Below are 26,096 nucleotides of genomic sequence, written 5' to 3'. Positions count from 1 at the left end.
ATGACGGCTGTATTGGAGTGGGTGATTTTTTCTGAGGTCCGTAGCCTCCCACGCCCTCCGCCCGCACGCCCGGATCCTACCGGGACACCGTCCGGGTGGAAGGGCGGAGGGCGTGGGAGGCTACGGCCGCGAGCGCAAGCGAGCACGTAACTAAAATGACCGACCAACTACCCACCACCTTTAGCCCCGCCGATATTGAGGCGCGCTGGTATCAGCATTGGGAAGAGAAAGGCCTGTTCCGGCCTGAGCGTCCGGATGCGGAACCCTTCACCATCGTGAACCCGCCGCCAAACGTCACCGGATCGCTGCATATCGGCCATGCGCTCGACAACACGCTGCAGGACATCGTCGTGCGGTATGAGCGGCTGCGCGGCAAAGACGCATTGTGGGTGGTCGGCACGGACCACGCTGGCATCGCCACGCAAATGGTGGTCGAGCGCCAGATGGAGGAGCGCCAGGACAAGCGCACCAATTATTCGCGCGAAGACTTCGTCGACAAGGTTTGGGAATGGAAACACGAAAGCGGCGGCACGATCACGCGCCAGCTGCGCTAGCTCGGCTGCTCAATGGATTGGTCGCGAGAGCAATTCACGATGGACGAGCACTTCACCAAAGCGGTGCTCAAGACCTTTGTTGATCTGTATAATGACGGCCTGATTTACCGCGACAAACGGCTGGTCAATTGGGACCCGAAGCTGAAGACCGCGATTTCGGATCTTGAGGTTGAGACGCAGGACCTGAAGGGCAGTTTCTGGCACTTCAAATATCCGTTGGAAGACGGCGTAACCCTATCCGATGGCCGCGATTACATCGAGGTTGCGACTACGCGGCCCGAGACCATGCTGGCCGATATGGCCGTCGCCGTGCACCCCACGGATGAGCGCTATGCCAGCGTCGTTGGCAAGCATGTCGTCCTGCCGATCACGGGCCGCAAAGTGCCGATTGTCGCCGATGAACACGCCGATCCAGAGCTGGGCAGCGGCGCGGTGAAAATCACGCCGGGCCACGACTTTAATGACTTTGAAGTTGGCAAGCGCGCCGGAATTGCGGCGGGCGATATGCTCAACATGCTCGATGGCGATGCGAATGTTTGTCAGACTTCCGACGGGCTGGTGCCAGAGGAATTCCTCGGCCTGCACCGCTTCAAGCGAGCCAAAGAAGATGGGGGCACGCCGGGCGCGCGCGAATTGGTGATCGAGCGGCTGAAGGAGCAAGGCTTCCTAATCCCGCACATCGCCAAGACCAAAAAGGGCGAAGAACAAGAACTCGACGCTGAACCGCGCACCATCGCGACGCCATTTGGCGACCGCGGCGGCGTGGTGATTGAGCCCTGGCTGACCGACCAATGGTATGTCGATGCGGAAAAGCTCGCCGCGAAACCGATCGAGCAGGTGAAGTCAGGCGAGATCGAAATCATCCCGCAAAGCTGGGAGAAAACCTTCTTCAACTGGATGGAAAACATCCAGCCATGGTGCGTTTCCCGCCAGCTGTGGTGGGGCCACCGGATTCCGGCTTGGTTTGATGATCAGGGCGAGGTCTACGTCGCCCTTTCCGAGGAAGAAGCCCAAAGCAAAGCAGGCGCCGGCTGTCACTCTGACGCAGGACCCCGACGTCCTCGACACCTGGTTCTCATCCGCGCTGTGGCCTTTCGCCACGCTCGGTTGGCCTAATCCTCCCCAATCTGGGGAGGGGGACCAGACGAAGTCTGGTGGTGGGGTCTCGCCTCAAGCCCAGAGCCAGTCGACAAATCCCCTCCACCACCCTGCGGGCGGTCCCCCTCCCCGTTCCGGGGAGGACCTCCTCGCCAAACACTTCCCCAACAATCTGCTGATCAGCGGCTTTGACATCCTGTTCTTCTGGGACGCGCGGATGATGATGATGGGGCAGTACAATATGGGCCAAGCGCCCTGGCCCAAGCTGTATCTGCACGGCCTGGTCCGCGCAGCCGACGGCGCGAAAATGTCCAAGTCGAAGGGCAATGTCGTCGATCCGCTCGGCCTGATTGACGAATTTGGCGCGGATGCGCTGCGGTTCTTCATGGCGGCGATGGAAAGCCAGGGCCGCGATATCAAAATGGATAATGAGCGGGTCAAAGGATACCGCAATTTCGCGACAAAGCTCTGGAATGCGACGCGTTTCTGCCAGTCCAATGGCATTGGCGCGAGCAGCACTCTGGCCGCTCCAGAGGCGCGGCTCGCGGCGAACCAATGGATCATTGGCGAGGTTCAGCAAACCGTAGAGGCGCTGGATGCGGCAATGGCCGATCTGCGCTTCGATGCTGCGGCGAACACGATCTATCAATTCACCTGGTCGCGCTTTTGCGATTGGTATTTGGAGCTGATCAAGCCGGTCTTTGCCGAAGGCGCAAGCGAGACGGCAGCCGCCGAAACCCGCGAAGTGGCCGGATGGGCGCTCGATCAGATCCTCGTCATGCTGCACCCGTTCATGCCGTTTATCACGGAAGAGCTGTGGCATGCGCAAGGCGCGCTAAACGGTAATGATCGCAGCGAATATCCGATCATCACCGCCAAATGGCCCGATCCGCGCGGCGATGTCAGCAAGCCTGCAACCCAAGCGATTGACTGGGTGATTGAGCTGACCAGCAATGTCCGCAGCGCCAAAAACGAGCTGGGCATTGCCCCCGGCGCGAAACTGGCCGCGTTCCTACCAAACGCATCACCGCTCGCGACCAGCACAATCGAGCGCAGCAGCGCCGCGATCGAACGGCTCGCGCGCCTGACCCCGGTGACCCTGGGCGAGGCGCCCGATGGCCCGGCCATGCAAGTGACAGCAGGCAGCGACGTGTTCGTGATCCCGCTGGAGGGGATCATCGATATCGCCGAGGAAAAGGCGCGGCTGGAAAAAGCTCTCGCGGCGAGCAAAAAAGAGGCAAAGTCTCTCGAAGGCCGCCTCAGCAATGCGAACTTCGTCGAACGCGCCAAGGCCGAAGCGGTGGAGAAAGCGAAAGCCGACTTTGCGCATCACTCGGCAGAGGCAGAACGGCTAACAGCGGCGCTGGCGCGGTTAGGGTAGTTTTGCGCTGCCCTAAGCGCCCACGGAGCCGCCATGGGATCTGGTTTCAGGCATGCGCTAAGGCGGCGTTTAGGCAAGTTTTGGGGGTGGAGACCGCAAGCAAGGATGGTAAACATTAGCGACCGCTTGATCCTGTAGGCAGGCATTAGAGGGTGTTCGTCTACCAACCTCGTACAAGCAGTTGGCCTCTCTCAGTGTATGCCACAAAGGCTCCGCCGCTCCATCTCCAATCGACTAGTGAAACTACCAACGGAGTTTGGCCACGTACGTGAAAACACCACAAGGTAATGCGGAAAAAGCGCGCTAAACGAGCGTTTCTCTCGTTGACCTCGCCTTCAGTAGACCTAACGAGTTACCCATTAATTCGTCACCAACTGAACCCTCAAACCGTCACACTCCATAGACTGGCCCCGCGTGCCCGCAAAGCTGCCATTCTCTCCGTAATATATGTAGTCGCTGTCCGCTCTGTGGAACCAATACCTTATCGCGTATCTCGCCTTGTCGCGCCCAACAATGCGAACAGAAATGCCTTCCACCCGCTCTTCTGGCGATGACATCGTTGGTGCCGACCACCATCCAACGTCGCCTGATCCATGGTTGCCTAAATGGGCTCCGTACTCAATGGTCGTGCCCTCTGACAAAGCATCATCCGAAATGGAAAAGCTACGTAAATACTTCCCTTCAATTAACGAGCCATCCGATTCTTTATAGCCGCCAACCTGCCAGTTTGTTTTAAGGCTCAATCCTAGCACTACACCCGATGCAAAAGACGGAGGTGAAGGTAATTCACCAACGGTCTCAAAAGGATAATCGGACCAATCCTTGAAACGGTCAGATGCGATACGCTCGCTATCTCGCCGCGTCGACTTAATCACGTCTTCAAGTTTACGCATTTGCACTTGTATGTCGCTCTCCTCCAGCCCCGCAAATAGCTCGCGATTGTCTCCCGCAATTAGCCATGATGACAACCGCTCCTGTGCTGCATTGTGGAGCTCAGCTAGATCCTCGATCAGGAATTGCGCATCCAATGCCTCAACATTCACATCGATCCCCTCAGCAGGCACACGGGCATATCGCTGTGTTTCGAAGAAAATTGGAACTGGAGCCTTTCGTACTCTTGAAGGCATTTCTTTGCAGGCAGTTAGCAATGAAGCCAAGTCTGCTGCCTCAAGGTCGCCGACACCACCATCACGCTCAACGATTTTGTCCGTCTGCCTTTCGCTGGTAATTTGTTGAATGTGGCGCTCAAAATCAGCCGACGCTCCCCAGCTTCCTATCTTGCCTTCGAGACTAGAAATCAGGGACTTTTTTTCCTCTTTGGAGCGGCAAGAGAAGCGAAACAGAATGAACAATTCGCCGCCGTACGTTACGCTGTTTACAAAGCCATTTCCAAAAATCTCTGTGAATCGCTTCTTCCTGCTAGCGTCTTTCAAGCTGGCCCATTTAGCCTTCGCCAATTCCGTGAAAGCCAACTTACCCAACCCCTTGACGTGATCAATAACTGACACAGATGCTAGTAAGAAAACATCGTAATTATTGATTGTGACTTGTTGGAATATCGACATTCGGGCGGAGCCACTCGCAGCAACCCCCTTAAAAGAAGCCGAAGCAGAAAGGCCTAATGATTTCCGAAAGAGCTTCTCATTTTCGATAACCTTTAGCTTGTACTTCACTCTCTGGCCGAGCTCATTTATTTCGTCATCTGACGAAAAATCCAAGGCGATGCCAGTCGCAACGTTGGGAGAAAGGAGCTCAAATCCATCGCCATCTGACGGTCCAAGCTGCAAGCGGTTTGTGCTTTCAGCATCTTCGACGCCCTTCCCGCATGGTTCAAATTTCAGCGAGTCAAAGCCAGAACCTAGCTGAATATGAGTAGATTTAATCCAAGGAAAAACGTTCTCTGACACTGTGATTATCCTAACTATGGGCGATTTTTCAATTTATTTTTTAAATACAAAGTTTTTTACTGATTAGCAAAGAGCATAAGATCCGCCTTATATATATCAACCTATCACAAATCATATCTAGCTCTAGTAACCGCGATGTATAAGAAAAACACCTCAGTCTTTTGAATTTGGTCAGACTACTGATTGATAGCGACATCTAGTGGAAGGTCAGTCCGAGTTTTCTGCATTTGCGCTCTTAGCAAACAGCTAACATGACCCACCCAATAGCCAAGACTGGGTCGAAAGCTGAAAGTCCGGTTTTCTCGAATGCGCCGCAAAGGGTAACACTCTTCCATAGTTTCCTACGCTGCCGGGATATGCGAAAGATGCGGGTTATGAGCCATGCTGCATTCCCTCCGTTTCAATCGATAAAACCGATTAATGCCCACGCCTGTGATCGATTGGTTTTTGGCGCTAGGACTGTGTTCCAGGTGTTCCAAGCGTGCATTCCTGTCGATGAACCGCGTTGGGCCGAGCCACCCTCGCCCTCCACCCTTCCACCCGGATGGTATCCCGGTAGGCTCCGGGAGGAAGGGTGGAGGGCGCGGGTGGCTCGGTCACTCACAACAGAAAGCGCTCATCCATGAAGCTGGTGCTGGCAACAGACGGTGCGGTCGCGGATGGCGGCGGGCCGGAGATCTTCGCCTCTTTGCAAGGCGAGGGGCCGAGCGTGGGCACCCCGGTCGCGTTCATGCGGCTCTCGCGCTGCAACCTCGCCTGCACCTGGTGCGACACGGCCTACACCTGGCGCTTTGACGAGAGCCGCCCGCACCGCGATGGTATCGCCTTTGAGCGCAAGGCCAATCAGGCAGCGCTGGAGGTTGCCGATGTCGCGGCGCGCATCTTGGCGCTCGGGCAGAAGCGGCTGGTGATCACAGGCGGAGAGCCGCTGCTCCAAGGCGCGGCGCTGGCCGATCTGATGGCGTTGATCCCCGACATGGAGATCGAGATTGAGACCAATGGCACGACCAAAGCGCCGTCTCATGTCGACATTCGCGTCGATCAGTACAACGTCAGCCCCAAGCTTGCGCATTCGGGTAATGAGGGGAGCCAAGCGCTGATCCCGGAGCGGCTCGACTTCTACGCATGCGATCCGCGCGCCTACTTCAAGTTCGTCATAGCTAAGCCCGAGGATGTGAAGGAGGTGCTGGAGCTACAGCGGCGCTACATGTTCAAACCCGGCCACGTCTTCCTAATGCCAGAAGGTACGGACAGCGAGACATTGCGAGCACGCGAGGAATGGCTCAGCCCGCTGTGCCTACAGCATGGCTTTCGCATGTCAGACCGGCTGCACATCCATCTGTATGGTGATGAAAGAGGTACGTAGTTTGCTTGGGCCCTCAAGCGCCGGGCGCGGGCCATCCGGCCCGCTTGGCTTTCGCGGCATAAGCCGCGGCGCGCGGTCGCGCTTGCGAAGCCGAGCGGCTTCGAAACTGCGCCATCCAACTGGCTTGGTCGCGGAGCACGGCGCGCAGCGCCGCAAGGGCGCACGCCCGCAGCGACGCGACCTTCAGGTCGCATGAGCGAGGATATCGCACGCTGGATAGCGTGCGGAACCGAAGAATCGCTAACCTTGAGAACGCCAGCGTTGGACAACGCGGTTGACGACCTCTTCCTCGCCGCCGCCTTCGGACCACAGGTCAACAAAGCTCGGGTCTTCGGATGCCGGACGCTTGCTCTCTTCGAGGTTGTCGAAGCTCACGCGGATGGGGATTGCGACACCCTCGCCGCAGATGATCACCTCGCGGTTGCGCAAGGCGGGGATGGAATCGAGGAAGCCGCGTGCGCCTTCCGGCATGGCGGCCTTCACGAAGGCTTGGTCGCGGTCGTTGTTGAGGCGCATGGAAAGGATGGTGCCGCATTGTGACAGCACGCCTTCGGCAAGGTCGGATGGGCGCTGGGTGATGAGGCCGAGGCTGATACCGTATTTCCGGCCCTCTTTCGCGATCCGGCCAAGAATGCTGGCGACCGATGAGCCGTCCGAGTTCTTCTCGTTTGGAACATAGCGGTGGGCCTCCTCGCACACGAGCAGGATCGGGCGGGTCTTCTCTTCGCGGCCCCAGATCGCAAAGTCGAACACGAGGCGGCTGAGAACAGCAACCACGGTAGAGGTGATGTCTGATGGAACGCCCGAGACGTCGATGATCGAGATCGGTTTGCCATCGCCCGGCATGCGGAACACCTTGGCGATGAAGTCCGCCATCGTGTCGCCGACGAGCATGCCGGAGAACATGAACTGGTAGCGCGGATCGGCTTTGAGCTCGTCGAGCTTACCCTTGATCCGCATGTAAGGCGCAGAGGAGGTGGCCTTGTCGAGTTTACCCATCTCGTCCTGCAGCTTGGTCGCAAGATCGGAGAGCAGGTACGGGATCGGCGAATCTGCGGTGATCTTGCCCATTGTCTCGGCCAAGCGGTTCTTGGAGCGAGCATGCAGCAAGCACTTGGCGAGAATGTCAGAATCGACCTGGCGTTCGTTGCCGTCGCTGGTCAGGAGAACTTCGCAATGCTCCTCGAAGTTCATCAGCCAATACGGCATTTGCAGGTTCGACACATCGAGGATGTGGCCGGTTTGACGGAAGGCTGCGGAATACTCGCCGTGAGGGTCAATCATGACGATGTGACCCTGAGGCGCAGCCTCACAAATGCGGTGCAGGATGAGCGCGGCACTGGTCGACTTACCGGTACCGGTGGAGCCCAGCAGCGCGAAGTGCTTACCCAGCATCGCGTCGATGTACATGCTCGGCGCGGATGTCCTTGGTCGGATAAACGGTGCCGATTGTGATGTTGGCGCGGCCATCGCTGGCGTAGATCTGCTTCAAGTCTTCGGTCGTGGCCGGATAGACCAGCGCCCCAGGCACCGGATAACGCGTCACACCGCGGCGGAAGCCATGGATGCGGCCCGTTAGCTTCTCTTCCTGGCCCTCGCCAAGGAAGTCGATGTTTGCGGTGATGCCTTTGTCGTTGCGGCGATCCTTGCGCTGGTCACGGACGTTGGCGAGCAGCCATGCATCGCCGACGCGGATCTTGATCTGACTGCCAACTTGTCCGGCGAGCGCGATCGAAGGATCGGCGTCTTCCATACATTCACCGAGGCGTTGGAGATCGATGGCCACCTGAGAGCCGAGCACCGGAGATCTCCAGGACAACGCCGATTGGTTGCTTGGCGTTCTCATGTGACTTTTGCTCAGCGGCCGAAACGGAGGTCGGCTCAGCCGCAGCAGGAGGCTGCGAAACTGGAGCAGGCGTTGGCTCTGGCGTCGGCGTAAGAGCCGCTGTTGGCGCAGGCGCGCTGGTTGCTGCGTGCATTCCTGCGACGGCCTCATTGGCGCCATCAGTGGCGCGCGCACCGCTTTCTTGCGAACGTCCAAAACCCGGATTGCTCATATCTGTCATGAGATCACACTTTCCCCAAAATTATCTGGGGTCACCCGTACTCATATCGAGGTTAAGATCGCGTCAAGATTGAATGAAAAGCCGCGCGATGCGCCGCGCGGCAAAACGGCTTAGACCTTCGCGAACACCCGGCCAGCGAACCATCCCATAAACACTGACAGCGCGATTGCGCCCAGTCCATAGAACAGCGCCCAGCGATTGGCGGCATTCACAACTCGCCCTTCCAGCCCGACTTTTTCGACCGTGATTGGCGCGGTCGCACTGGCAAGCACGCGGCCATTGGCAATCGCAAAGGTCTCCGCTGTGTATTGGCCCGTCGTCACGTTGGAAGGCAGGTTGATGCGCGCCTGATACAGAACCTTTTCGGTAATGCTGACGCCGTTCATATCCTCTTTGTAGAGCCCGAGGCGCCTACGCATATCCACCAGACCATCAGAAAAACGGGTCTGCGTTTCTGGCTCGATCTGGCCGGACGGGCTGAGCTGAATAAAGCTCGTGCCAAGCTCATAGATTGCGGCGGTTCGCTCATCGACGATTTCGGGGATCGGGCGGGAAGATGCGACAGCGAAGAACGCCGGTGCGGAGCGGAAATCGGTGCTCTCCGCATTCATCCAAATCCCTGCGATACGCTCTTTCTCGCGCAGGCGGATCGCCTCCGCCGGGCCTTTCAGCACCACCACAATATCATATTCGGTGCCGCGCGCAGGGCCTGCGGGATCGACGATTGCGCCGTAAAGCAGCAGATCCGCCCCGGTGAAACCTTGGCGCACCTCGACCCGGCTTTGGCTAACCTCTGGCACCAAAATGGGTTCTCGCTGAGCGCTCAAAAAGACCGCTGCGAGGCCAAGGAATGCAAGGCGCGCCGCCGCCATCATAGCGGGCTCACCGTGTAAATCTCGTCCGGCTCAATGCCCAAGCCATAAAGCATGCGCAGCGCCACCAGGATCACGATACCGGCAAGGATCAGACGCAGCAGCTCCGGCTTAGCCTTAAGGGCGATCTGCGTGCCAAACTGCGCGCCCATGACCGAGCCTAGCAGCAATAGACCTGCCAGAACGATGTCCACCGCTTTGGTGGTCAGCGCATGGGTCATGGTCGTCACCATGGTCACAAACAGGATTTGGAACAGCGAGGTTCCCACCACCACATTGCCGCTCATCCCCAAGAGGTAGAGCATGGCTGGTACCAGAATGAAGCCTCCGCCCACGCCCATCAGCATGGTCAGGATACCCACCAGTACGCCCAGAATAAGCGGGGCGAGCGGGGAGATATAAAGACCGCTGCGATAGAAGCGCCAGCGCATCGGCAGATTGGCAACGAGCGGGTGGTGACGTCGCTTGCGTGGCTGCTTGGTAGCACCCTTGCGCGGCCATAGAGCCTCAACCGCCTCGCGCGCCATCAGCCCGCCAATCGTGCCGAGCATCACCACATAAAGAACGTTGATCACGACATCGATCTGGCCAATCGATTGCAGCAGACGGAACAGCAGAGCCCCGAGCAGCGCGCCGACAATGCCGCCGCCGACCATGACCAGCCCCATGCGGTAATCCACGCCATTACGCTTGCGGTGCGCAAGCACGCCGGAAACGCTGGCCCCGGTCACCTGCGTCGCCGCAGAGGCCGCCGCGACAGTTGGCGGAATGCCGTAGAAAATCAGCAATGGCGTGGTCAAAAACCCGCCGCCAACGCCGAACAGGCCGGACAGAATACCCGTCAGCCCGCCCAGCATGACGATGTAAAAACCGTTCACTGACAGATTGGCTATGGGCAGGTAGACATCCATAGCAGCGGAGTAGCCCAGCACGCGGCCGGATTAAAGACAATGCTGCGCGCAAACCCCGTTATTCATGAAGGGGTTGCGGCGAAGCCTCGCTTAAAACCGGGTGGAGATGGTCGCAGCAACGCCTGACGACGGCGCAGCATCGCCAGACACACGCTCTCGCCAATCGACCGAAAGGCGCGCTGGCACCTGGCCAATGCGCACATCAAGCCGCGCGGTTGGGCCCAAATCGACCCTGTGGATGTCATCGGATTGCCCAGCCCCCTGGTACCCAGCCCACGCGCCGCCGCCCACGCTGACGCGGGCTGACCGCGATTTGGCAAGATCGAACTTGGCGACCTCGCGCGTCACCGCCAATTGGCCATCGACAAAGGCGACAGAGTTATCGCCGCTGACGTAGCCGCCTTGCGCGTAGACTTCGGCCTTCGCGCCCGCAGGCAAGGCGAGCGGCGATATTTCGGTGGTCGCAAAAGCAGCGCCGCGCACTTCGGTGTTAAACGTGCCCTCGGTCACCCGCACTTCGCCATGCAGGCGCAGCGGGACAGCGCCAAGTGGACGGGCAGACATGCCAAGCGCAGCCTCGCTCTCTCCGCTACTGACCAATGCGCGGTAAGCCCGAAGGTAGGCGCGCGGATCATGGCGAGAGCTGGGAGCGACGCGATATTGCAGCACCGCGCCCGCTTGGCTCGCGCCGTAGACCGGAACACGCCCCTGCGAGATAAGTCCGGAATTGGAGCCCTGACGCCAGAACGCCCAGGCATCGAGCGACCAGCGATCATCTTTGGCGTTGCCGCCTTTGCCAGTACCACTCGCGGGTAGGCTCCATCCTGCGCCCGGCGCGTCTTGCATCATCAGGCTTGGGGCGCTTGGGCGCGCCCATGCCTCTTCGACCGCACGCGGCAGCGGCAGCTGGCTCATCGCCGCCATCAACAGCATCTGGTGCCCTGCGGCAACATGCAATGTATCGGAGAATATCTCTCTTCCGCGCAGTTGCTCTGCTGTGAGACCCATCCCGGGCACTCTTAATTGAGCGGGCGCGACAAGGGCAGCACTGGCGAGCTGAGCTGAGCTTGCCGTCTGTACGGGCGCCACCTCAGGCTCAGTCGGAGCTTCCGCGAAGATCGCATCCACCGACCTAGAAAAGCTTTCGGTGATTGGAAACGGACTTTCCCAGAGCATCGCGCGCCCGCTGATCCATGCGGCCAAAACTAGGCCAAGCATGGCAAGCGGTCCGCCGCGTCGTGATCGCGCAATCTGGGTCATGATCGGCCACCTGCTGGCTGGGTTAGCCGGGCAGGCTGCGCTGAATGGTCGGTCTTATCCCACACGATAGCGCGCCCGGCGAGCGTGCCGATATAGGCCATAACCGCGCGGCGCCCCGCCATGATCGAAATGATATTGGCAATCGGAATGCGCAGGACCGCACGGACGCCCTCTGCCGTGCCATATTCGCGCGCGGTGAAGGCAAAGCGCGAGGCTGAGCGCCAGCAGAAGGCGGCAAGGTTGACCCAAAGCAGCACAATCGCCATTTGGGAAAACGGCAATGGCTCGCCGTAGCCGAGCTTAATCCCGAGCCAGATCGCAGCGGATATCGTCAGCAAAGCATAGCCCATCAGCAGGACAAGAGCGGTGAACGGCCCGCGCCGATCGCGCGCCCGCATCCAGCTCTCAATGAGATTGCCTGACCACCCCATCCGGTCCCAGCCTTGCAGAGCAATGCCGTGCACCCAGCGCGTCTTTTGACGCACCACGGTGTCGATCCGATCAGGGAAGAACGCGCGGGTCGCAATCAGCCGTCCATTGGCGGCGCGCGCGCGGACAAAGCGGGACTTGCCGCCCATCTCCGTGATGCTGAGCCCCATTTCGTAGTCTTCGGTGAGGGAGTCGGCGACGAATGGCTGACGGTCCGCATGGCGCATACGCAATTGCTCGATCGCTTCGCGCTCAATCGCGCAGCCGACGCCAGCGCCTGGTAGCGCCGCGCCTAGAGCATCGCGCACCACCATGCCCTTGCTGTGAGATTCGGCGAATTCCTCGCAATAATGGCTGCCGATCCAGCGGCTTTCGTCGTTCCTTAGCGCGTGGACGGGAAGTTGCACGAATTGCGCGCCGCCCGCATGCTGGCCAATGTGATGGTCGAGCAGCGAGAGCGCGGCGGGATCGACCAGATCCTCTGCGTCGTGAAACACAACCATGTGATTGCGCACGCCGCGCCGCCGCTCATCATCGCACATAGCCGCATAAATTCGGTTCAAACAATCCGCCTTGGTGCTGGGTCCATTGCGGTCATGGATCACAATGCGCAGACGCGGATCGCCATTCGCGGCATCACTGGCCGCGGCGATAGTGGCCGAGTCGTTTCGGTAACAACCGACATACAAACGCAGTCCCTTTTGCGGCCAGCGTTTCAAAACTTCAGACACCGTAACGCCGATCACCTCCGCTTCGGACCAGGTCGGAATGAACACCGCCGCATCGCCGCACAGCTCGCGCGTTTCGTTTTCATCTTTTTCAAATTGTTGCGTTTTTGCACGCCCGGTGAGTTTCAACCACACCCAAGTAACGTCTACTAAAAGATCGTCAATCGCGCCTATTAGGAAGAATATGCCTGCGAATAAAAGTAGCTCGTGTTGGAACAATACCAGCCATTGCCAGACGTCAAAATTTATTACTTGCAAGCCGACCCCCGTCCCCACTTGTGCAAAACAACCTATCGCGCTCGGATAAGGCTTGCAACGGAAGAAAGTTTTAGAGAGGGGGTAACGCGACTATGGCCCAATCAAACTCCTCCTTACGCTCGGTGTTCGCGCCAGTGCGCGCCCTGTTCGTTGGCGATGCCTCTGCTGGTATCCTGCTTATCCTCGTCGCAGCCGCTGCAATGCTGGCTGCGAACTCTTCTTTGTCTGGCGAATATCGCGAACTATTTTACGGCGATCTCGCCTGGACCCCGATTGCCAAGCTCGACGATCTGCACCTTTGGATCAATGACGGATTGATGGCGATATTCTTCTTCGTCGTCGGGCTGGAGGTGAAACGTGAGCTGGTTGGAGGACAATTGTCTGACCCTGCCGCGCGCAGATTGCCTATGGCGGCGGCTGCGGCCGGCATGGCGGTCCCTGCCCTGGTATACATCGCGGTTTCTGGCGGCGGCGAATATGCCAGCGGTTGGGCGATCCCAGCGGCGACCGACATCGCCTTTGCAATGGGCGTCCTCGGCCTGCTCGGCAGCCGGGTGCCTGCCTCGCTGCGCTTGTTCCTGCTAACGGTGGCCATCGTCGATGACATTGGCGCGGTGATGGTAATTGCGGTGTTCTACACGCCGACAATCAAGCTCGCCTGGCTGGTCGCTTCAATCGTTGTTTTCGGCCTGATGATTGCGCTCAACCGGATGAAGGTCAGCGTCTTTAGCCCCTACATCCTACTCGCCCTGGTGCTGTGGTATTGCGTACTCAACACCGGCGTCCATGCGACCATCGCTGGCGTATTGGCAGCGCTCACGATTCCGATGCACCGCAAGGACGGCAACTCCATGCTGGAGCGGCTTGAACATGGCATGGCCCCATGGAGCGCTTATCTCGTCGTCCCCGTTTTCGGCTTTGCCAATGCCGGTGTCTCGTTTGAGGGTATGGGAATTGGCGCATTGCTCGACCCACTACCCGTGGCGATCGCGGCGGGCCTTGTGGTCGGCAAGCAATTGGGCATCTTCACAACGATTGTGATCGCAGAGAAGACCGGATTTGCGCAGCGCCCCGAGGGCGCGAGCTGGGCCGAGGTTTGGGGCATATCGATCCTGTGCGGGATCGGCTTCACCATGAGCCTGTTTATCGGCGGCCTCGCCTTCCCTGACCAACCGATGTTCATCGAGGAGGCCAAGATCGGCATCCTCACCGGTTCTGCGATCTCGGCGGTGCTCGGCTTTATCGTCCTGCGCCTAACGACGACGCATCCCGATGCGGAGTGTGACGATCAAGGCAATCAGCCCGCCAACGCGTAAAGCATCGGCGGCTTAGCCGCGCCGATCAGAACCCTACCAACTGCCGGTGTTTTCCATGCTGGCCCACGGCTCTTGCGGCTCCAGATTGCCGTCCTGCAGGAGCTCAATCGAAACGCCGTCTGGTGACTTCACAAAGGCCATATGCCCATCGCGGGGCGGCCGATTGATGGTCACGCCCGCATCCATCAAACGCTGGCACGTGTCGTAGATATTCTCCACCCGGTACGCGAGATGGCCGAAATTGCGGCCATTGTCATAGGTCTCTGGCTCGCTGCCATCCTCAGGCGGCCAATTGTAGGTCAGCTCAACCTCGGCCACGCCCTCCTGCCCCGGTGCGGCCAAAAAGATCAGCGTGAAGCGGCCCGCCTCAACATCAAACCGGCGCACTTCCTCCAACCCGATCAGCTTAAAGAATTCAACCGTGGCATCGGCGTCGGTCACGCGGATCATGGAATGGAGATATTTGGTCATGATGGGCCTTTTTCAGTTCAAACTCAATTCATCGCCGTAGAAGCACAACTCATCGCATCACAAAGGAGGATGCGATGACGGATACAGCGATGGATACGCAGCAAGAAATGGAGCGTGAAGGTGCGCGGCGCAAGGGCGGGATTGGACCAACCACGACGCGCTGGTTCGGCACAGCCGCGATTGCAGCAATCGGCATGACTTTGGGCGGATATCTGCTCGGCGACGGATTGCTGCGCGCGAAAGAGGCCGAACGTTCTGTCACCGTGCGCGGCTTGGCCGAGCGCGACGTCACCGCAGATCTTGCCACTTGGACGATCTCTTACTCAGCCAGCGCGGCCAATCTTGCCGAAGCGCAGGGGAAAGTTCAGCAGGACACCCGCGCCATTGAGGGTTTCTTTGACGGGCTCGGTTTTCCGGCGGACAGTCTGCAACCGACCGGGGCCAATGTCTCCAGCCACACCAATCGCGGTGTCACGACCTACACGGTGCGTCAGCGGCTTGCGCTGAGAACCGACAATATTGAACTAGCGCAAAAGGCCGTCGCCAATCAGTTCGATCTGGTGGGGCGCGGCGTGTTCCTGGAGGAAGGTTCTGGTATGAGCTACACCTTCACCAAACTGAACGACATCAAGCCGGAAATGGTGGCTGAGGCCACCCGCGATGCCCGCGCCTCTGCCGAGCAATTCGCGCAAGATTCCGGATCAGGCGTTGGCGCGATCAAAGATGCGACCCAGGGGTACTTCTCAATCGAAGCGCGCGACGGCGATGGCGGCGGATGGGGCAAGAGCGACAGCCCCTATAAAAAGGTCCGTGTGGTCACCACGGTCAACTTCTCGCTTGATTGAGTAAGCGCTCGGCTTGACTTGCTTAGCCAAGAAATCGGCGGAGCACTCAATCCACTCAAAAGAAAAAGGCACGGGGACAATGCGCATAGCCCCCGCGCCTTTTCTGCTCCACTTGCAAAAGTGGCATTTAGCCCAAAGGGCCGTCAATATGATTAGATGCTGGCGCTCAGCGTGAACACAACTGCATCATCGGTGAAGACGCCGCCTGGATCGATCAGGCCATCGCCTTCTACACCAACGTAGGAGATGCCGAAGCTGAGCGGTCCGTAGACAGCTGCTTCTGCGCCGATTGACCAGTCAAATGCCTTGCTGTCATTCGTGAATGTCAGGAAGCCATCGGTGTAGCCCAGGTGGCCAGTCAGTGTGACCGGCGTATTTGGGATGCCGACGCCGACATCGCCGTAGATGTAGAAGTTGTCAGTGCTGCCGAGCGAATCCTGGTCTGGTGCATAGGCAACGCCGACCGTTGTTTCAGCTGGACCGAAGGTGAAGCCAATCGAGCTGTAGAATTCGATATAGTCGAAATCACCGGCGCCAGCGTCTGGGTAGAGATAGGCGATAGCGCCCACATCTAAGCTGACACCTTCAGCGACATCGCCGCTCCAGCCGCCGTAGACGTCAACTTCGGTCGAGCCAAAGCCAACCGTGTCTTCATCAAGCGAAGAGGCCCAAGTACCGGCGTAAATACCGATATCGGTCGACAGATCGACGCCGCCTTGAATGGCGATTTCGCCGCCGGACAGGTCAACACCGCGGAAGCGATATTCGCTGACCAAAGCGACATTGGCCGTCACTTCAAAGCCAGCTTCGCCATCGGCGTAGCTTGCTTTGGCAGCATCAACCGGCGCGCTTGCGCGGTCAATTTCGCTATCAACAACGGTAGCAATTTCGGATGTTGCCGGGGCTGGAGCTTTCTCGCCAGCTTCGGTTTCATTAGCAAATGCTGGAGCTGCAGAGAGGAGCAAACCAGCGGATAGAGTTGCGGCGGAGAGGCCGCGAATGGACGTGAGCATTACAACTTCCTTATGTTGTGTTGTTGCTTCGTCCCACCTGCGTCATCAGTGGTTACCAACTTATTTACGGTAATCTCATCTGAGTACGCAGTTTTCTTGCCGAGAAATGCCGCATCGCACAAGAGAAATTGCGCAATCGCCTGTGAACAGTGCCAAGTGTGTGGATTTTGCACCACCCGGAAAGTGAGCGCTCGATCAGTTGCTGTTAAGCCAACACTTGCCTAAAGCGCCCCGACGCCCACCTACCGGCTCAACCGCATTCTTATTGCACCATGATCAAAACGCTTCGCAAACTCTTCCAATCGCGGCCCGACGCGCCTTTGCCTGCAGTTCCTGCGGGGACACGCTATTATGCGATTGGCGATATTCATGGTCAGCTTGATCTGTTCAAGGCGTTGATCAAGGCGGTTGAGGCGGATGATGCAGAAGCTGGCGAGGCTGAAAGCCATGTGATCTTGCTTGGCGATCTGGTTGACCGGGGCGATGACAGCGCAGGCGTGATCGCGCGCGCTCGCAAATGGCAGCAGAAGCGCTCTGTCCGCATCCTTGCTGGCAATCACGAGGAAATGTTCCTCGAGGCTTTCGACGACATCGACGTGCTGCGCCACTTTCTCAAGCATGGCGGGCGCGAGACGATCCTGAGCTACGACATCACGCCGAAGAAGTTCAATGCAATGTCGCTTGAGGAGCTGTTCAAGGCGCTGCCAGAAATCGTTCCGGCTGAAGAGCGCGCCTATGTCGAGGCGTTTGAGGAAATGATCATTGCGGGCGATTATCTGTTCGTCCACGCCGGGATTGACCCTGCGCGCCCGATTGATGAGCAAAAGCGCAGCGACATGCTGTGGATCAGAGATCGGTTTTTGCGGCACCAAGGCGGCTTTGGTAAAGTCGTTGTGCACGGCCACACCATCTTTCCTAATGTGATGGACAACGGCCACCGGATCGGGGTCGACACCGGCGCCTTCCGCTCTGGCGTGCTCACGGCTCTGGTACTTGAAGGGGCCGAGAAAAGAATTCTGCAAGCTGTTGATGATAATGGCACGATAAAGACATTCAACGAGGAACAAGTGCGATGAAAATTGCCATGGTTGGGTCGGGCTATGTTGGCCTGGTATCGGGCGCATGCTTTGCGGATTTTGGCCATGAGGTCGTCTGCATCGACAAGGATGACAGCAAGATCGCGCGCCTCAAAGACGGCATCATGCCAATCTATGAGCCTGGGCTTGATAGCCTGGTGGCGAGCAATGTTGCCGCTGGCCGCCTGTCCTTCACAACCGATCTGGCCGCTGGCATTGATGGCGCACAGGCAATCTTCATCGCGGTAGGTACGCCAAGCCGCCGCGGCGATGGCCATGCAGACCTCACCTTCGTCTATGAAGTCGCCCGCGAAGTTGGCGAACATTTGGCTAATGAAGCGGTGATCGTCACTAAGTCCACCGTGCCCGTCGGCACCGGCGATGAAGTCGAGCGGATCATCAAAGACACCGGCACCGCGCACAGTTTCGCGGTCGTCTCCAACCCAGAATTCCTGCGCGAAGGCGCCGCTATTGGCGACTTCAAACGCCCCGACCGGATCGTGATCGGCGCGGAAGATGATCTCGGCCGCGAGATCATGCGCGAGGTTTACCGCCCGCTGTTCCTCAACGAATCGCCCATTTTGTTTGTTGGTCGCCGCACCAGCGAGCTAATCAAATACGCCGCCAACGCGTTCCTCGCGACCAAGATCACTTTCATCAACGAAATGGCCGATCTGTGCGAGAAAGTGGGCGCCAATGTCCAGGACGTTGCGCGCGGCATCGGCATGGACAATCGCATCGGCTCCAAATTCCTCAACGCTGGACCTGGCTATGGCGGATCATGCTTCCCCAAAGACACGCTGGCGCTGCTCAAGACAGCAGAGGATTACGACAGCCCGACCCGGATCGTCGAAGCCGTGGTCAAAACCAACGAGAGCCGCAAACGCGCAATGGGCCGCAAGGTGCTCGACGCGCTTGGCGGAGCAGAGAATGCACGCGGCAAGAAAGTCGCCATGCTTGGCCTGACCTTCAAGCCAAACACAGATGATATGCGCGACTCCCCGGCAATCGCCATTGCTCAGACTTTGGGCGATGCCGGCGTTGAGGTCGCAGCCTTCGATCCAGAAGGCATGGAGATCGCCAGCCCTCTGATGCCGAACGTGATCATGTGCGAGGAGCCTTATGCGGCGATCAAGGACGCGGATGCTGTCGCGATCGTCACGGAATGGGACGCGTTTCGCGCGCTCGACCTCGGCCGGGTGAAAGAACTGGCCAAGGCGCCGGTGATTGTTGACCTGCGCAACATCTACAATCCGGATGACATGCGCAGCGCTGGTTTCGACTACTCCAGCATCGGCCGAAATTAACCATAACTATCAATAGAAAATTGAAAAAATTTTCCCCGGTCAGGAGCTGCTCGAAATGGCGGTTTCCTAGGGCTTAGCGGCTGTGCGTCGCAAAATAATCACGTGCCATCGCCTCTCGGTTCAGCACTTATGCAGAATTCGAGTCGTGTTCGTGGTTAAAATATTGTAACTTCCGAGTCGTTGATAGAAACAACTTATTGGGGGTTTAATATGATTAAACGGCATGTTCTTTCCAGCGTGGGTGTGATCGGCATTGCAAGTGGGCTGTTAGCGGCGCCCGCCTATGCCTCTGAAAATAGTGGAGATAGCGAAGATATCGCGGCGGAAGCGCAAGGCGACTTTGCTGGTTTCACGATCGAACAGAGCAGCGTCTCATTCGACATTCCAGAAGTTGTTGTTCCGGTGGCTTCTACATCAATCGCGCGGACATCGCGCACGACGACTGGCTACATTGGTTCGATCAGCGATCCAGAGCAGCGCCTTATCGTTCGTGATGACGTAGACATTGATTTGGGAGATCCAGACGATATTGCTCCATACGCAGTACAAATCTTTCAACAGCGCAACTCAGATGGCGGCGTGTTCTTCAACTGCACAGGCAGTGTAATCAACGCGCGCACGATTTTGACCGCTGCGCACTGTCTCAACGGCAGTGATGGCCCGATCGCCACCACTTCGTCGGAAACCTATGGCTTGCCGGGCGCAGGAGCTGAAACCACGCTTCTGATCTCGACTGGGCAAAGCAGCGCAGACCGCCTTTTCACCTATCTTGACGATGGGTCAGGCTATGCTGATGGCGGCGTCGCTCAAAGCACTGATGTGGTGATCCACCCGACTGGCAATGCTGACAATACGGGTCTTGGTTTTCCATGGGCTGATATTGCTTTGATCGCAGTGGACGCACCGATCACTGACGTGCCAGCCTTGCCACTTCTGCTTACGCCGCTGACGGAACTGACGCACGTTGTGCAAGTCGGTTACGGCACCAATGGTACAGGTCTCGACGGCGGTTCAAATGCCGGCAACCGTTTCCTGCGCCGCGTGGGTGAGAATATGCTCGGTCTGAATGGCAGCATTGGTGATTTTCTTGGTGGAGTATTTACAGATTTTGCACCAGCGACACAGGTGCTCGGTTCTGTGAGCCAGAACTATTACTGGACAGATTTCGACAATCCGAACCGTACTCCGGAAGAGCAAGCTGGTTGTGAATTCCCAGGAGGGACCATCAGCTGCGACAGTCTAGAAGCTGTCTTCGCCATCGACTTTTTCGATGGCGATGCGCTTCCTGGTGAAGTCGGCACCGCTCCAGGGGATTCCGGCTCTCCACTTGTCGCTGACCAGCTGGCGGACTTCCCGCTTGCTATCGGTGTTCTTTCTGGTGGCTTTGACTTCTTTGGTCTTGGCAGCGCCTACAGTGATGTCAGCTTCTACAACCCGCTGTTCCCGTTCTTCGAGTTCATCACCGAGAACACAGCTTACAAATATGTCTCCGCGAAAGCCGGAAACGGTCGTTGGTCTGATCCAAATCACTGGACGCAGGATCTCGACCCGGGCTTCTTCATCCAAGATGCCGACGGCAACATCGTTAATGGCATTCCGGGCGGCAACGAGCCGGGCATCACGGCATCGGGTCCGAAGGTCGGTACAGTGCTGGGTCAAGACATTTCCGGCAACACCACCGACATCACGCCAGGCTTTGAAGAAATCGACATCTCGGTACCTGAAAGCTCTGCGCTGCTTGGTCCAGGCTCGACCGGATTTGTGCCGAACAACACCGATGGCACGATCGGCGAAGCCTTTGCTAACCCAGCCCAGTACTTCGACGTTTTGCTGACCAACCGTGGCCGGACACGCGTCGATATGAATGTAGAAATCGACAAGCTGACCGTCGACAATGATCGCGCTGTTTTCGTATTGCCTCGGCGATATGAGTTCACCAGCATTATCGGCGTTGAGCAGTTCAACGGCGAATCTCGCATCGACGGTACGCTCAACACTGGCCTCGTCACCTTGATGGGCGGTGAGTTTGTCGGACGCGGCACCATCAACACCAACGCATTCTTTAATGTGAACGGTTTTGTTGGCCCGAACCGCCTCGGCGGAATTGGTACGCTGACGATCAACGGCGACTATGTCCAAACCAGCGGCGGCTTCCTGTTTGCCGACGTTGAATCGCGCCGCGGCACGATTTCAGCTGACTTGCTCGACGTATCCGGTGCTGCTGTTCTCGGCGGTAACCTGATCGTCTTTGGTGAGCGCAATGTACCACGCTTCGGCAGTACTTTCAGCGTGCTGAGCGCAGGTGAGATCGACGGTGAGTTTGATAACACGCTGCTTATCTCTGGTTCACCGCTGCTGACCGCAGAAAGCCGGGTCGAAGGCAACGAAGTGATCGTTGAGATCGGTGCTCTGAGCTTGGCTAGCCTGCTTGGTCAGGACAGCTCACTAGCGTCGCTCGGGACTGCGCTTGATACGTTGCGGTTCGGCGGTCGTTTCGCTGAATTCGCGTCGATCTTCAATGTGATCGATAGCGCAGGCGCCGATACGCTAGGCGCATCGCTTGGCGCTTTGACACCGCTCAATGCGTTCAACCAGCAAACCATCGCAAACGGCTTCTCGCAGCGTTTCACCGGTCAAATCGCACAGCGCACTCTCGCGCTTCGCGGCGCGAACGGTGCAGCGGCAGGGTTCTCTGCAGCGGGCAATGCCGGATTTGCAATGGGCGGTTCGGCTCCGCAGAAAGACGGCCAGCTTGGCTTCTTTGGTAGCGTTAGCGGAACCTTCCTCGATGCTAGCAGCATTGACCGGTCAAGCGGCGCAAACGCCTTTGAAGAGGCTGCCTTTACCCAAGCAGGTGAACTCACCATCGGTGCAGATCTGCGGGTATCGGAGAACTTCAGCCTTGGTGTTGCGATGACCAACATTCGCAACAGCGCAGCTGGAATTGGCGCTTCACGGCCAAACGAAGACGAAAGCCGCTCGGCCGCCGTCTACGCTGCCTATCAAGCAGGCAATGGCTTTGCCGATATGTACTTCGGTTTCGCCGATCAGAACTTTGGCACAGAGCGCGCAGGCACTGCGGGCTTTAGCTCATCGTTCAGCAGCGCGCTTGGCCAGGCCGATGGCCAGCAAAGCTTTGCAGGGCTTCGCCTTGGTTACGCTTTCGACATCGCCAAGGGCTTTGAAGTCGGTCCAGTTGTGAGCATGGATTATGTTCGCAACGAGATCGGCAGCTACTCAGAGTATGGCGCTGGCAACCTTGGGCTGAACATTCAGGGCCGCGATTTCACCTCGCTCGGCACAAAGGTCGGCCTGATGTCATCGCTTGACCTTGATGTTGGCCGCACTGGCAAGATCACAGCCTTTGGCTCGGTCGCCTATGCCCGCGAATTGGCGGACAATGTCGACACGGTCACAGCCAGCTTCCTCGGCGCACCGGATGCCGCATTCCAGATCAGCAATGAGCTCGATCCAGAATGGGTATCGGTCAACGTCGGCGCTGAAATGGCTCTGTCCAGCCGCGTGAAAGCTGGCCTCTCGGTCACTTCTGACCTTGGCCGCGGTGTCCTCACCAACAACCAAGGGCGCTTCTCGCTGAACTGGAAGTTCTAAGCTAGAAACTCCTAACGCTAACAAAGGCCGGGTTCCCGATAAGGGCGCCCGGCCTTTTTGCGTCTGAGCGCTAACACCTAGGCGCCGCCTATCGCGCCTTAGCTTGCTCAATAGCTTGCAGCTTGTACTATCCCACAAATCGGCATCCGTAGGCGGATAGCCCCTTGGGAGAACACAATGATCGACACACTCGGCTGGCTGAGCACAATCTTCATTTTCGTGGTCGGCTTGATCCTGGCAGGCGTCGTCATCCTGTTCTTCATCGACCGTTTTCAGACCGCCGATGCCGTACGCCGCAATTACCCAGTCATTGGTCAGCTGCGTTACGTCTTCTCCGAGCTCGGCGAGTTCTTCCGCCAGTACTTCTTCGCGATGGACCGCGAGGAGATGCCGTTTAACCGGGCTCAGCGCGATTGGGTCTACGACGCAGCGGGCGCCAAATCGACCAATGTCGCCTTCGGATCGACCCGCAATCTCGACCCTGTCGGCACACCTATCTTCGTCAATTGCCCCTGGCCCACGCTGGAGCAAGACGCCGTTGAGGCAGGCTCCCTCGTCATTGGCGAGGGCGCCGCGCGCATTCCCTATGATGCGCCCTCGGTCTTCAACATCTCCGGCATGAGCTACGGCGCGCTGTCCACCCCGGCGGTGCGCGCCCTGTCGAACGGCGCGGCCAAGGCCGGATGCTGGATGAACACCGGCGAAGGCGGCCTCTCCCCCTATCACCTCGAAGGCGGCTGCGACGTCGTCTTCCAGATCGGCACCGCGAAGTACGGCGTGCGCGACAAGCAGGGGAACCTGTCTGATGAGAAGCTGCGCGAGGTCGCAGCGCATGACCAGGTTCGCATGTTTGAGCTCAAGCTCTCCCAAGGCGCGAAGCCCGGCAAAGGCGGCATTCTGCCCGCCGCCAAGGTCAATGAGGAGATCGCCGCCATCCGCGGGATTGAGCCGCACACCGCCTCCATCTCGCCCAATCGCCATCCCGATATCGGCAATATCGACGAGCTGCTCGACATGATCGCCCATATTCGCGAGGTCACTGGCAAGCCGGTTGGCTTCAAGACGGTCGTCGGCGCATACGGCTGGCTCGATCAGCTGTTCGAGGCGATCAATGCCCGCGGGATTGCGAGCGCGCCTGACTTCATCACCGTCGACAGCGGCGACGGGGGGACCGGCGCTGCGCCCCTGCCGCTTATCGATAACGTTGGCCTGACCCTGCGCGAGAGCCTGCCGATGATGGTCGACCTGCGCGACAAGCATGGGCTGAAGGACCGCATTCGCATCATCGCCAGCGGCAAGCTGGTGACCCCCAGCGAGGTCGCCTGGGCGATGTGCGCGGGCGCGGACTTCGTGATTTCGGCGCGCGGCTTCATGTTTGCGCTCGGCTGTATCCAGGCGATGAAGTGCAACAAGAACACCTGCCCGACCGGCATCACCACCCATGATCCCAGCCTTCAGCGCGGGCTGGACCCGACCGACAAGGCGGTGAGGGTGGCCAACTTCGTCGAGCAGATGCGCAAGGAGGTGGGCGTGATTGCGCACAGCGTCGGCGTGCACGAACCGCGCCAGATGCGCCGCTATCACGTACGGATCGTGTGCGCCGATGGCCGCAGCAGGCCTCTGGACGAGCTGTACCCACCGATGAGCGCCCCCAGCCAAGCCGCAGCCTAGCGCTCGGTTCACCGCTACTGAAGCACGCTTGGAACGGCTGGAACACAGTAAAGGGGTGAAAAAGCAATCGATCACAGAGGTAGTGATTGATCGAGTGGGTCGATTAGTGGGAGGTTGGAGAGCGGGGCGCGAGAGCATAGCAAAGCCATAGCGAGAGCGCGCAAGGTAGGAAAACTGGCGGGGCCCAACTATCGCAGCGTCGCTGTGCTAAAGTCGTTTGCACTTTGAAGTTTCAAACAAATTATGCGGCCCCGAGATTCCTGAAAATAGTCGTTCTCACAATGCGTCCTAAGACACAATCACCAAACGACGCGAGCCTTCACCATGCGGAAGGCCCTAACCAATTTCGCCTTTTTGAGCGCATCTCCAAGAGCACCGCTCACAAAAACCGAATGCCAAAGATTCTTCTCTACCCAAACATCAGGTCCAATTAACGCGTCGGCGGAAACAGCGATGTCACCGCCTTGGGGCTCGAGCGGCAATTTCCTCCTTGGACTATTAGGGTTTGGCGAGAACTCTCGCAGCCCCTTGCTGGCCTCGAAATCAGCAGTTTCTTTCTGATTGCCAAAAATCCAAGTGAACCACGTGCCGTCAAATGGGGTCTGTTGGTCGCGCTTGAGAACGCGAACGGGATATAGCCCACCGCCACCTAGATCGAACTGCTGAAGGATGGCAGCAGCGTCCTGATTTACGATGTAATATCCTCTCGCCACAAACAAAGGCGGCGGGCTACTGCTGTCTTTTACCTTAGATGACCCTTTGCGCGGCCACACAGCTGTTGGGCATTGATCATGCGCAACAGATACACCCTGAGGGATTGCGTCGGTCGCAGCGACAGCCCTTTGCCTATCCTGTTCGACGACGTCCGCATCGAAGAGTTTGATAAGCCCCGAATCTTGCATCATCGTGCTAACCCAGACGTGACCGGTCATCTGCAGTTCCTCATCATTTCTTCGGCCATGTCAGTATTGCCGCCAAACACCCCAGCCCCATCACCAGCCCAATTGCACCCAGCAAGCCAAGCGGTTCGATCAAAAGCCAATGGAAAAATTCCTGAACGACAGCAAGGCCGCGGCCTCGTGATCCTGCCGCGCCATCGGCCAGCCCATCCGCAGCAATAAATGCGCAAAACACCGCAGCCAGAACCAGCCAGAAAATGGGAGCACGGTATGTGGTCATAGATACCGCTCACACGTAAAATAAGTATAGGAACCACTTGTGGTAATCCAACGCGCCATCACTTCATCTCCCTCGTGCTCGATTGGCGCATGGCTGTCGACGCGGTCACCACAATGGCCGCTCAAACGACACCTGCACGATAAATCCGGAGCGCATCACCAAGTCCTGCCGCTGTCAGAGCATCGCCGAGGTCTCGCCCCAGAAAAATCGATTTGAAAAGCGGCGGGTCGATCCAGACATCCGGTCCGGCGGTTGCGTCCCCAGTAACGGCGACATCGAAGTCAGCTGGCTTATAGGGCATTTCAGCCCACTCCTCGCTGGTGCCGAACGGCTCCATATTCTTGCTGTCGGCTTTCGAGAACGCCGATTTGCGGTTACCGAAAACCCAGCAAAACCAATCACCACCAACCGGAGTTGACTTGTCGCCCTGAAGAACCTCAACTTGATGCAGCCCACCTTGGCCAAGGTCGTGCTGCGATAACACCTCAGCGACTGCCCCATTGACCACATAATACCCGTTGGCATCAAAGACCGGAGGCAATTTCGTCCCCTTACCCCTGTCCAAATATATCTGCTTGGGCAGGTGCGACGGCTCGACCGGATACCCAGCCTTCAGCGCTTTCAAGCCTGCAATAGCCTTCTCCAAATCCTCTTTGGCAATGTCAGTAGTGGTCATCGCGATCAGGGTGGCATCGTTCCTCAGGTTGCTAACCCAGACATAGGCACTCATTTCCTGTATTCCCTTATTGTGCTGCTCATCGCCGCCAACCGATAAA

17 protein-coding genes and 2 pseudogenes are annotated in these 26,096 nt (G+C 58.1%); 8 read left to right on the top strand and 11 right to left on the bottom strand.

Annotated features, from left to right (window positions below; all coding sequences use genetic code 11):
• The first annotated feature begins 155 nt into the window (after positions 1–155).
• Positions 156–3,033: pseudogene (locus AC0V6U_RS01145) on the top strand (valine--tRNA ligase).
• A gap of 359 nt (positions 3,034–3,392) precedes the next feature.
• Here the strand turns inward: AC0V6U_RS01145 and AC0V6U_RS01140 are convergent.
• Entirely contained in the window at positions 3,393–4,940 is a 1,548-nt protein-coding gene (locus tag AC0V6U_RS01140; RefSeq protein WP_472644402.1) for an MACPF domain-containing protein, read from the bottom strand.
• A gap of 622 nt (positions 4,941–5,562) precedes the next feature.
• Here AC0V6U_RS01140 and AC0V6U_RS01135 point away from each other — a divergent pair.
• Complete coding sequence (locus tag AC0V6U_RS01135) at positions 5,563–6,306, top strand: 7-carboxy-7-deazaguanine synthase QueE (protein ID WP_472644401.1); 744 nt, start codon at positions 5,563–5,565, stop codon at positions 6,304–6,306.
• 240 nt (positions 6,307–6,546) lie between these two features.
• On the opposite strand, the pseudogene AC0V6U_RS01130 reads toward AC0V6U_RS01135, so the two are convergent.
• The 5 genes and pseudogenes from AC0V6U_RS01130 to AC0V6U_RS01110 form a co-directional block, all read right to left on the bottom strand.
• Positions 6,547–8,138 (bottom strand): annotated as a pseudogene (locus AC0V6U_RS01130) (ATP-binding protein); the annotation flags it as partial.
• A gap of 344 nt (positions 8,139–8,482) precedes the next feature.
• Positions 8,483–9,247: a TIGR02186 family protein gene (locus AC0V6U_RS01125; protein ID WP_472644400.1), complete on the bottom strand. Its 765-nt coding sequence runs from the start codon at positions 9,245–9,247 to the stop codon at positions 8,483–8,485.
• The gene (locus tag AC0V6U_RS01120) at positions 9,244–10,155 is read right to left on the bottom strand and encodes a sulfite exporter TauE/SafE family protein (protein WP_472645679.1); all 912 of its coding nucleotides are present in this window, start codon (positions 10,153–10,155) and stop codon (positions 9,244–9,246) included. The genes AC0V6U_RS01125 and AC0V6U_RS01120 overlap by 4 nt, the downstream gene beginning before the upstream one ends.
• 90 nt (positions 10,156–10,245) lie before the next feature.
• Complete coding sequence (locus AC0V6U_RS01115) at positions 10,246–11,415, bottom strand: hypothetical protein (RefSeq protein WP_472644399.1); 1,170 nt, start codon at positions 11,413–11,415, stop codon at positions 10,246–10,248.
• Positions 11,412–12,830 carry a glycosyl transferase family protein gene (locus AC0V6U_RS01110; protein WP_486169342.1) on the bottom strand — a complete coding sequence of 473 codons (1,419 nt, stop codon included), beginning with the start codon at positions 12,828–12,830 and terminating at the stop codon, positions 11,412–11,414. The genes AC0V6U_RS01115 and AC0V6U_RS01110 overlap by 4 nt, the downstream gene beginning before the upstream one ends.
• A 92-nt stretch (positions 12,831–12,922) precedes the next feature.
• Between AC0V6U_RS01110 and nhaA the strand changes: the two genes are divergently transcribed.
• Complete coding sequence (nhaA, locus tag AC0V6U_RS01105; protein ID WP_472644397.1) at positions 12,923–14,146, top strand: Na+/H+ antiporter NhaA; 1,224 nt, start codon at positions 12,923–12,925, stop codon at positions 14,144–14,146.
• Positions 14,147–14,179: 33 nt separating this feature from the next.
• On the opposite strand, the gene AC0V6U_RS01100 is transcribed toward nhaA, so the two are convergent.
• Entirely contained in the window at positions 14,180–14,617 is a 438-nt protein-coding gene (locus tag AC0V6U_RS01100) for a VOC family protein (protein WP_472644396.1), read from the bottom strand.
• 194 nt (positions 14,618–14,811) lie between these two features.
• Here AC0V6U_RS01100 and AC0V6U_RS01095 point away from each other — a divergent pair, with 194 nt between their 5' ends.
• Positions 14,812–15,462 carry an SIMPL domain-containing protein gene (locus tag AC0V6U_RS01095; protein WP_472645677.1) on the top strand — a complete coding sequence of 217 codons (651 nt, stop codon included), beginning with the start codon at positions 14,812–14,814 and terminating at the stop codon, positions 15,460–15,462.
• Positions 15,463–15,614: 152 nt separating this feature from the next.
• Here AC0V6U_RS01095 and AC0V6U_RS01090 read toward each other — a convergent pair whose 3' ends face one another.
• Positions 15,615–16,475, bottom strand: a complete 861-nt coding sequence (locus tag AC0V6U_RS01090) for a TorF family putative porin (RefSeq protein WP_472644395.1) — start codon at positions 16,473–16,475, stop codon at positions 15,615–15,617.
• A gap of 272 nt (positions 16,476–16,747) precedes the next feature.
• Between AC0V6U_RS01090 and AC0V6U_RS01085 the strand changes: the two genes are divergently transcribed.
• The 4 genes from AC0V6U_RS01085 to AC0V6U_RS01070 all read left to right on the top strand — a co-directional run bounded on the left by AC0V6U_RS01085 (position 16,748) and on the right by AC0V6U_RS01070 (position 24,141).
• On the top strand, positions 16,748–17,551 hold the full coding sequence (locus tag AC0V6U_RS01085) for a metallophosphoesterase family protein (RefSeq protein WP_486169341.1): 804 nt from the start codon (positions 16,748–16,750) through the stop codon (positions 17,549–17,551).
• Complete coding sequence (locus tag AC0V6U_RS01080; protein WP_472644393.1) at positions 17,548–18,858, top strand: UDP-glucose dehydrogenase family protein; 1,311 nt, start codon at positions 17,548–17,550, stop codon at positions 18,856–18,858. Before AC0V6U_RS01085 ends, AC0V6U_RS01080 begins: the two co-directional genes overlap by 4 nt.
• Positions 18,859–19,068: 210 nt before the next feature.
• On the top strand, positions 19,069–22,470 hold the full coding sequence (locus AC0V6U_RS01075; protein ID WP_472644392.1) for an autotransporter domain-containing protein: 3,402 nt from the start codon (positions 19,069–19,071) through the stop codon (positions 22,468–22,470).
• A gap of 177 nt (positions 22,471–22,647) precedes the next feature.
• Complete coding sequence (locus AC0V6U_RS01070; protein WP_472644391.1) at positions 22,648–24,141, top strand: FMN-binding glutamate synthase family protein; 1,494 nt, start codon at positions 22,648–22,650, stop codon at positions 24,139–24,141.
• Between the two features lie 299 nt (positions 24,142–24,440).
• Here AC0V6U_RS01070 and AC0V6U_RS01065 read toward each other — a convergent pair whose 3' ends face one another.
• The 3 genes from AC0V6U_RS01065 to AC0V6U_RS01055 form a co-directional block, all read right to left on the bottom strand.
• Positions 24,441–25,073 (bottom strand): hypothetical protein, encoded by a 633-nt coding sequence (locus tag AC0V6U_RS01065; RefSeq protein ID WP_472644390.1) that lies wholly within the window; start codon positions 25,071–25,073, stop codon positions 24,441–24,443.
• Between the two features lie 13 nt (positions 25,074–25,086).
• Positions 25,087–25,320, bottom strand: a complete 234-nt coding sequence (locus AC0V6U_RS01060; RefSeq protein ID WP_472644389.1) for a hypothetical protein — start codon at positions 25,318–25,320, stop codon at positions 25,087–25,089.
• Between the two features lie 121 nt (positions 25,321–25,441).
• Positions 25,442–26,050, bottom strand: a complete 609-nt coding sequence (locus AC0V6U_RS01055) for a hypothetical protein (protein WP_472644388.1) — start codon at positions 26,048–26,050, stop codon at positions 25,442–25,444.
• Between the last annotated feature and the right edge of the window lie 46 nt (positions 26,051–26,096).

This window comes from Erythrobacter sp. W36, assembly GCF_057364935.1.
This window is presented reverse-complemented; position numbering and strand designations above follow the sequence as displayed.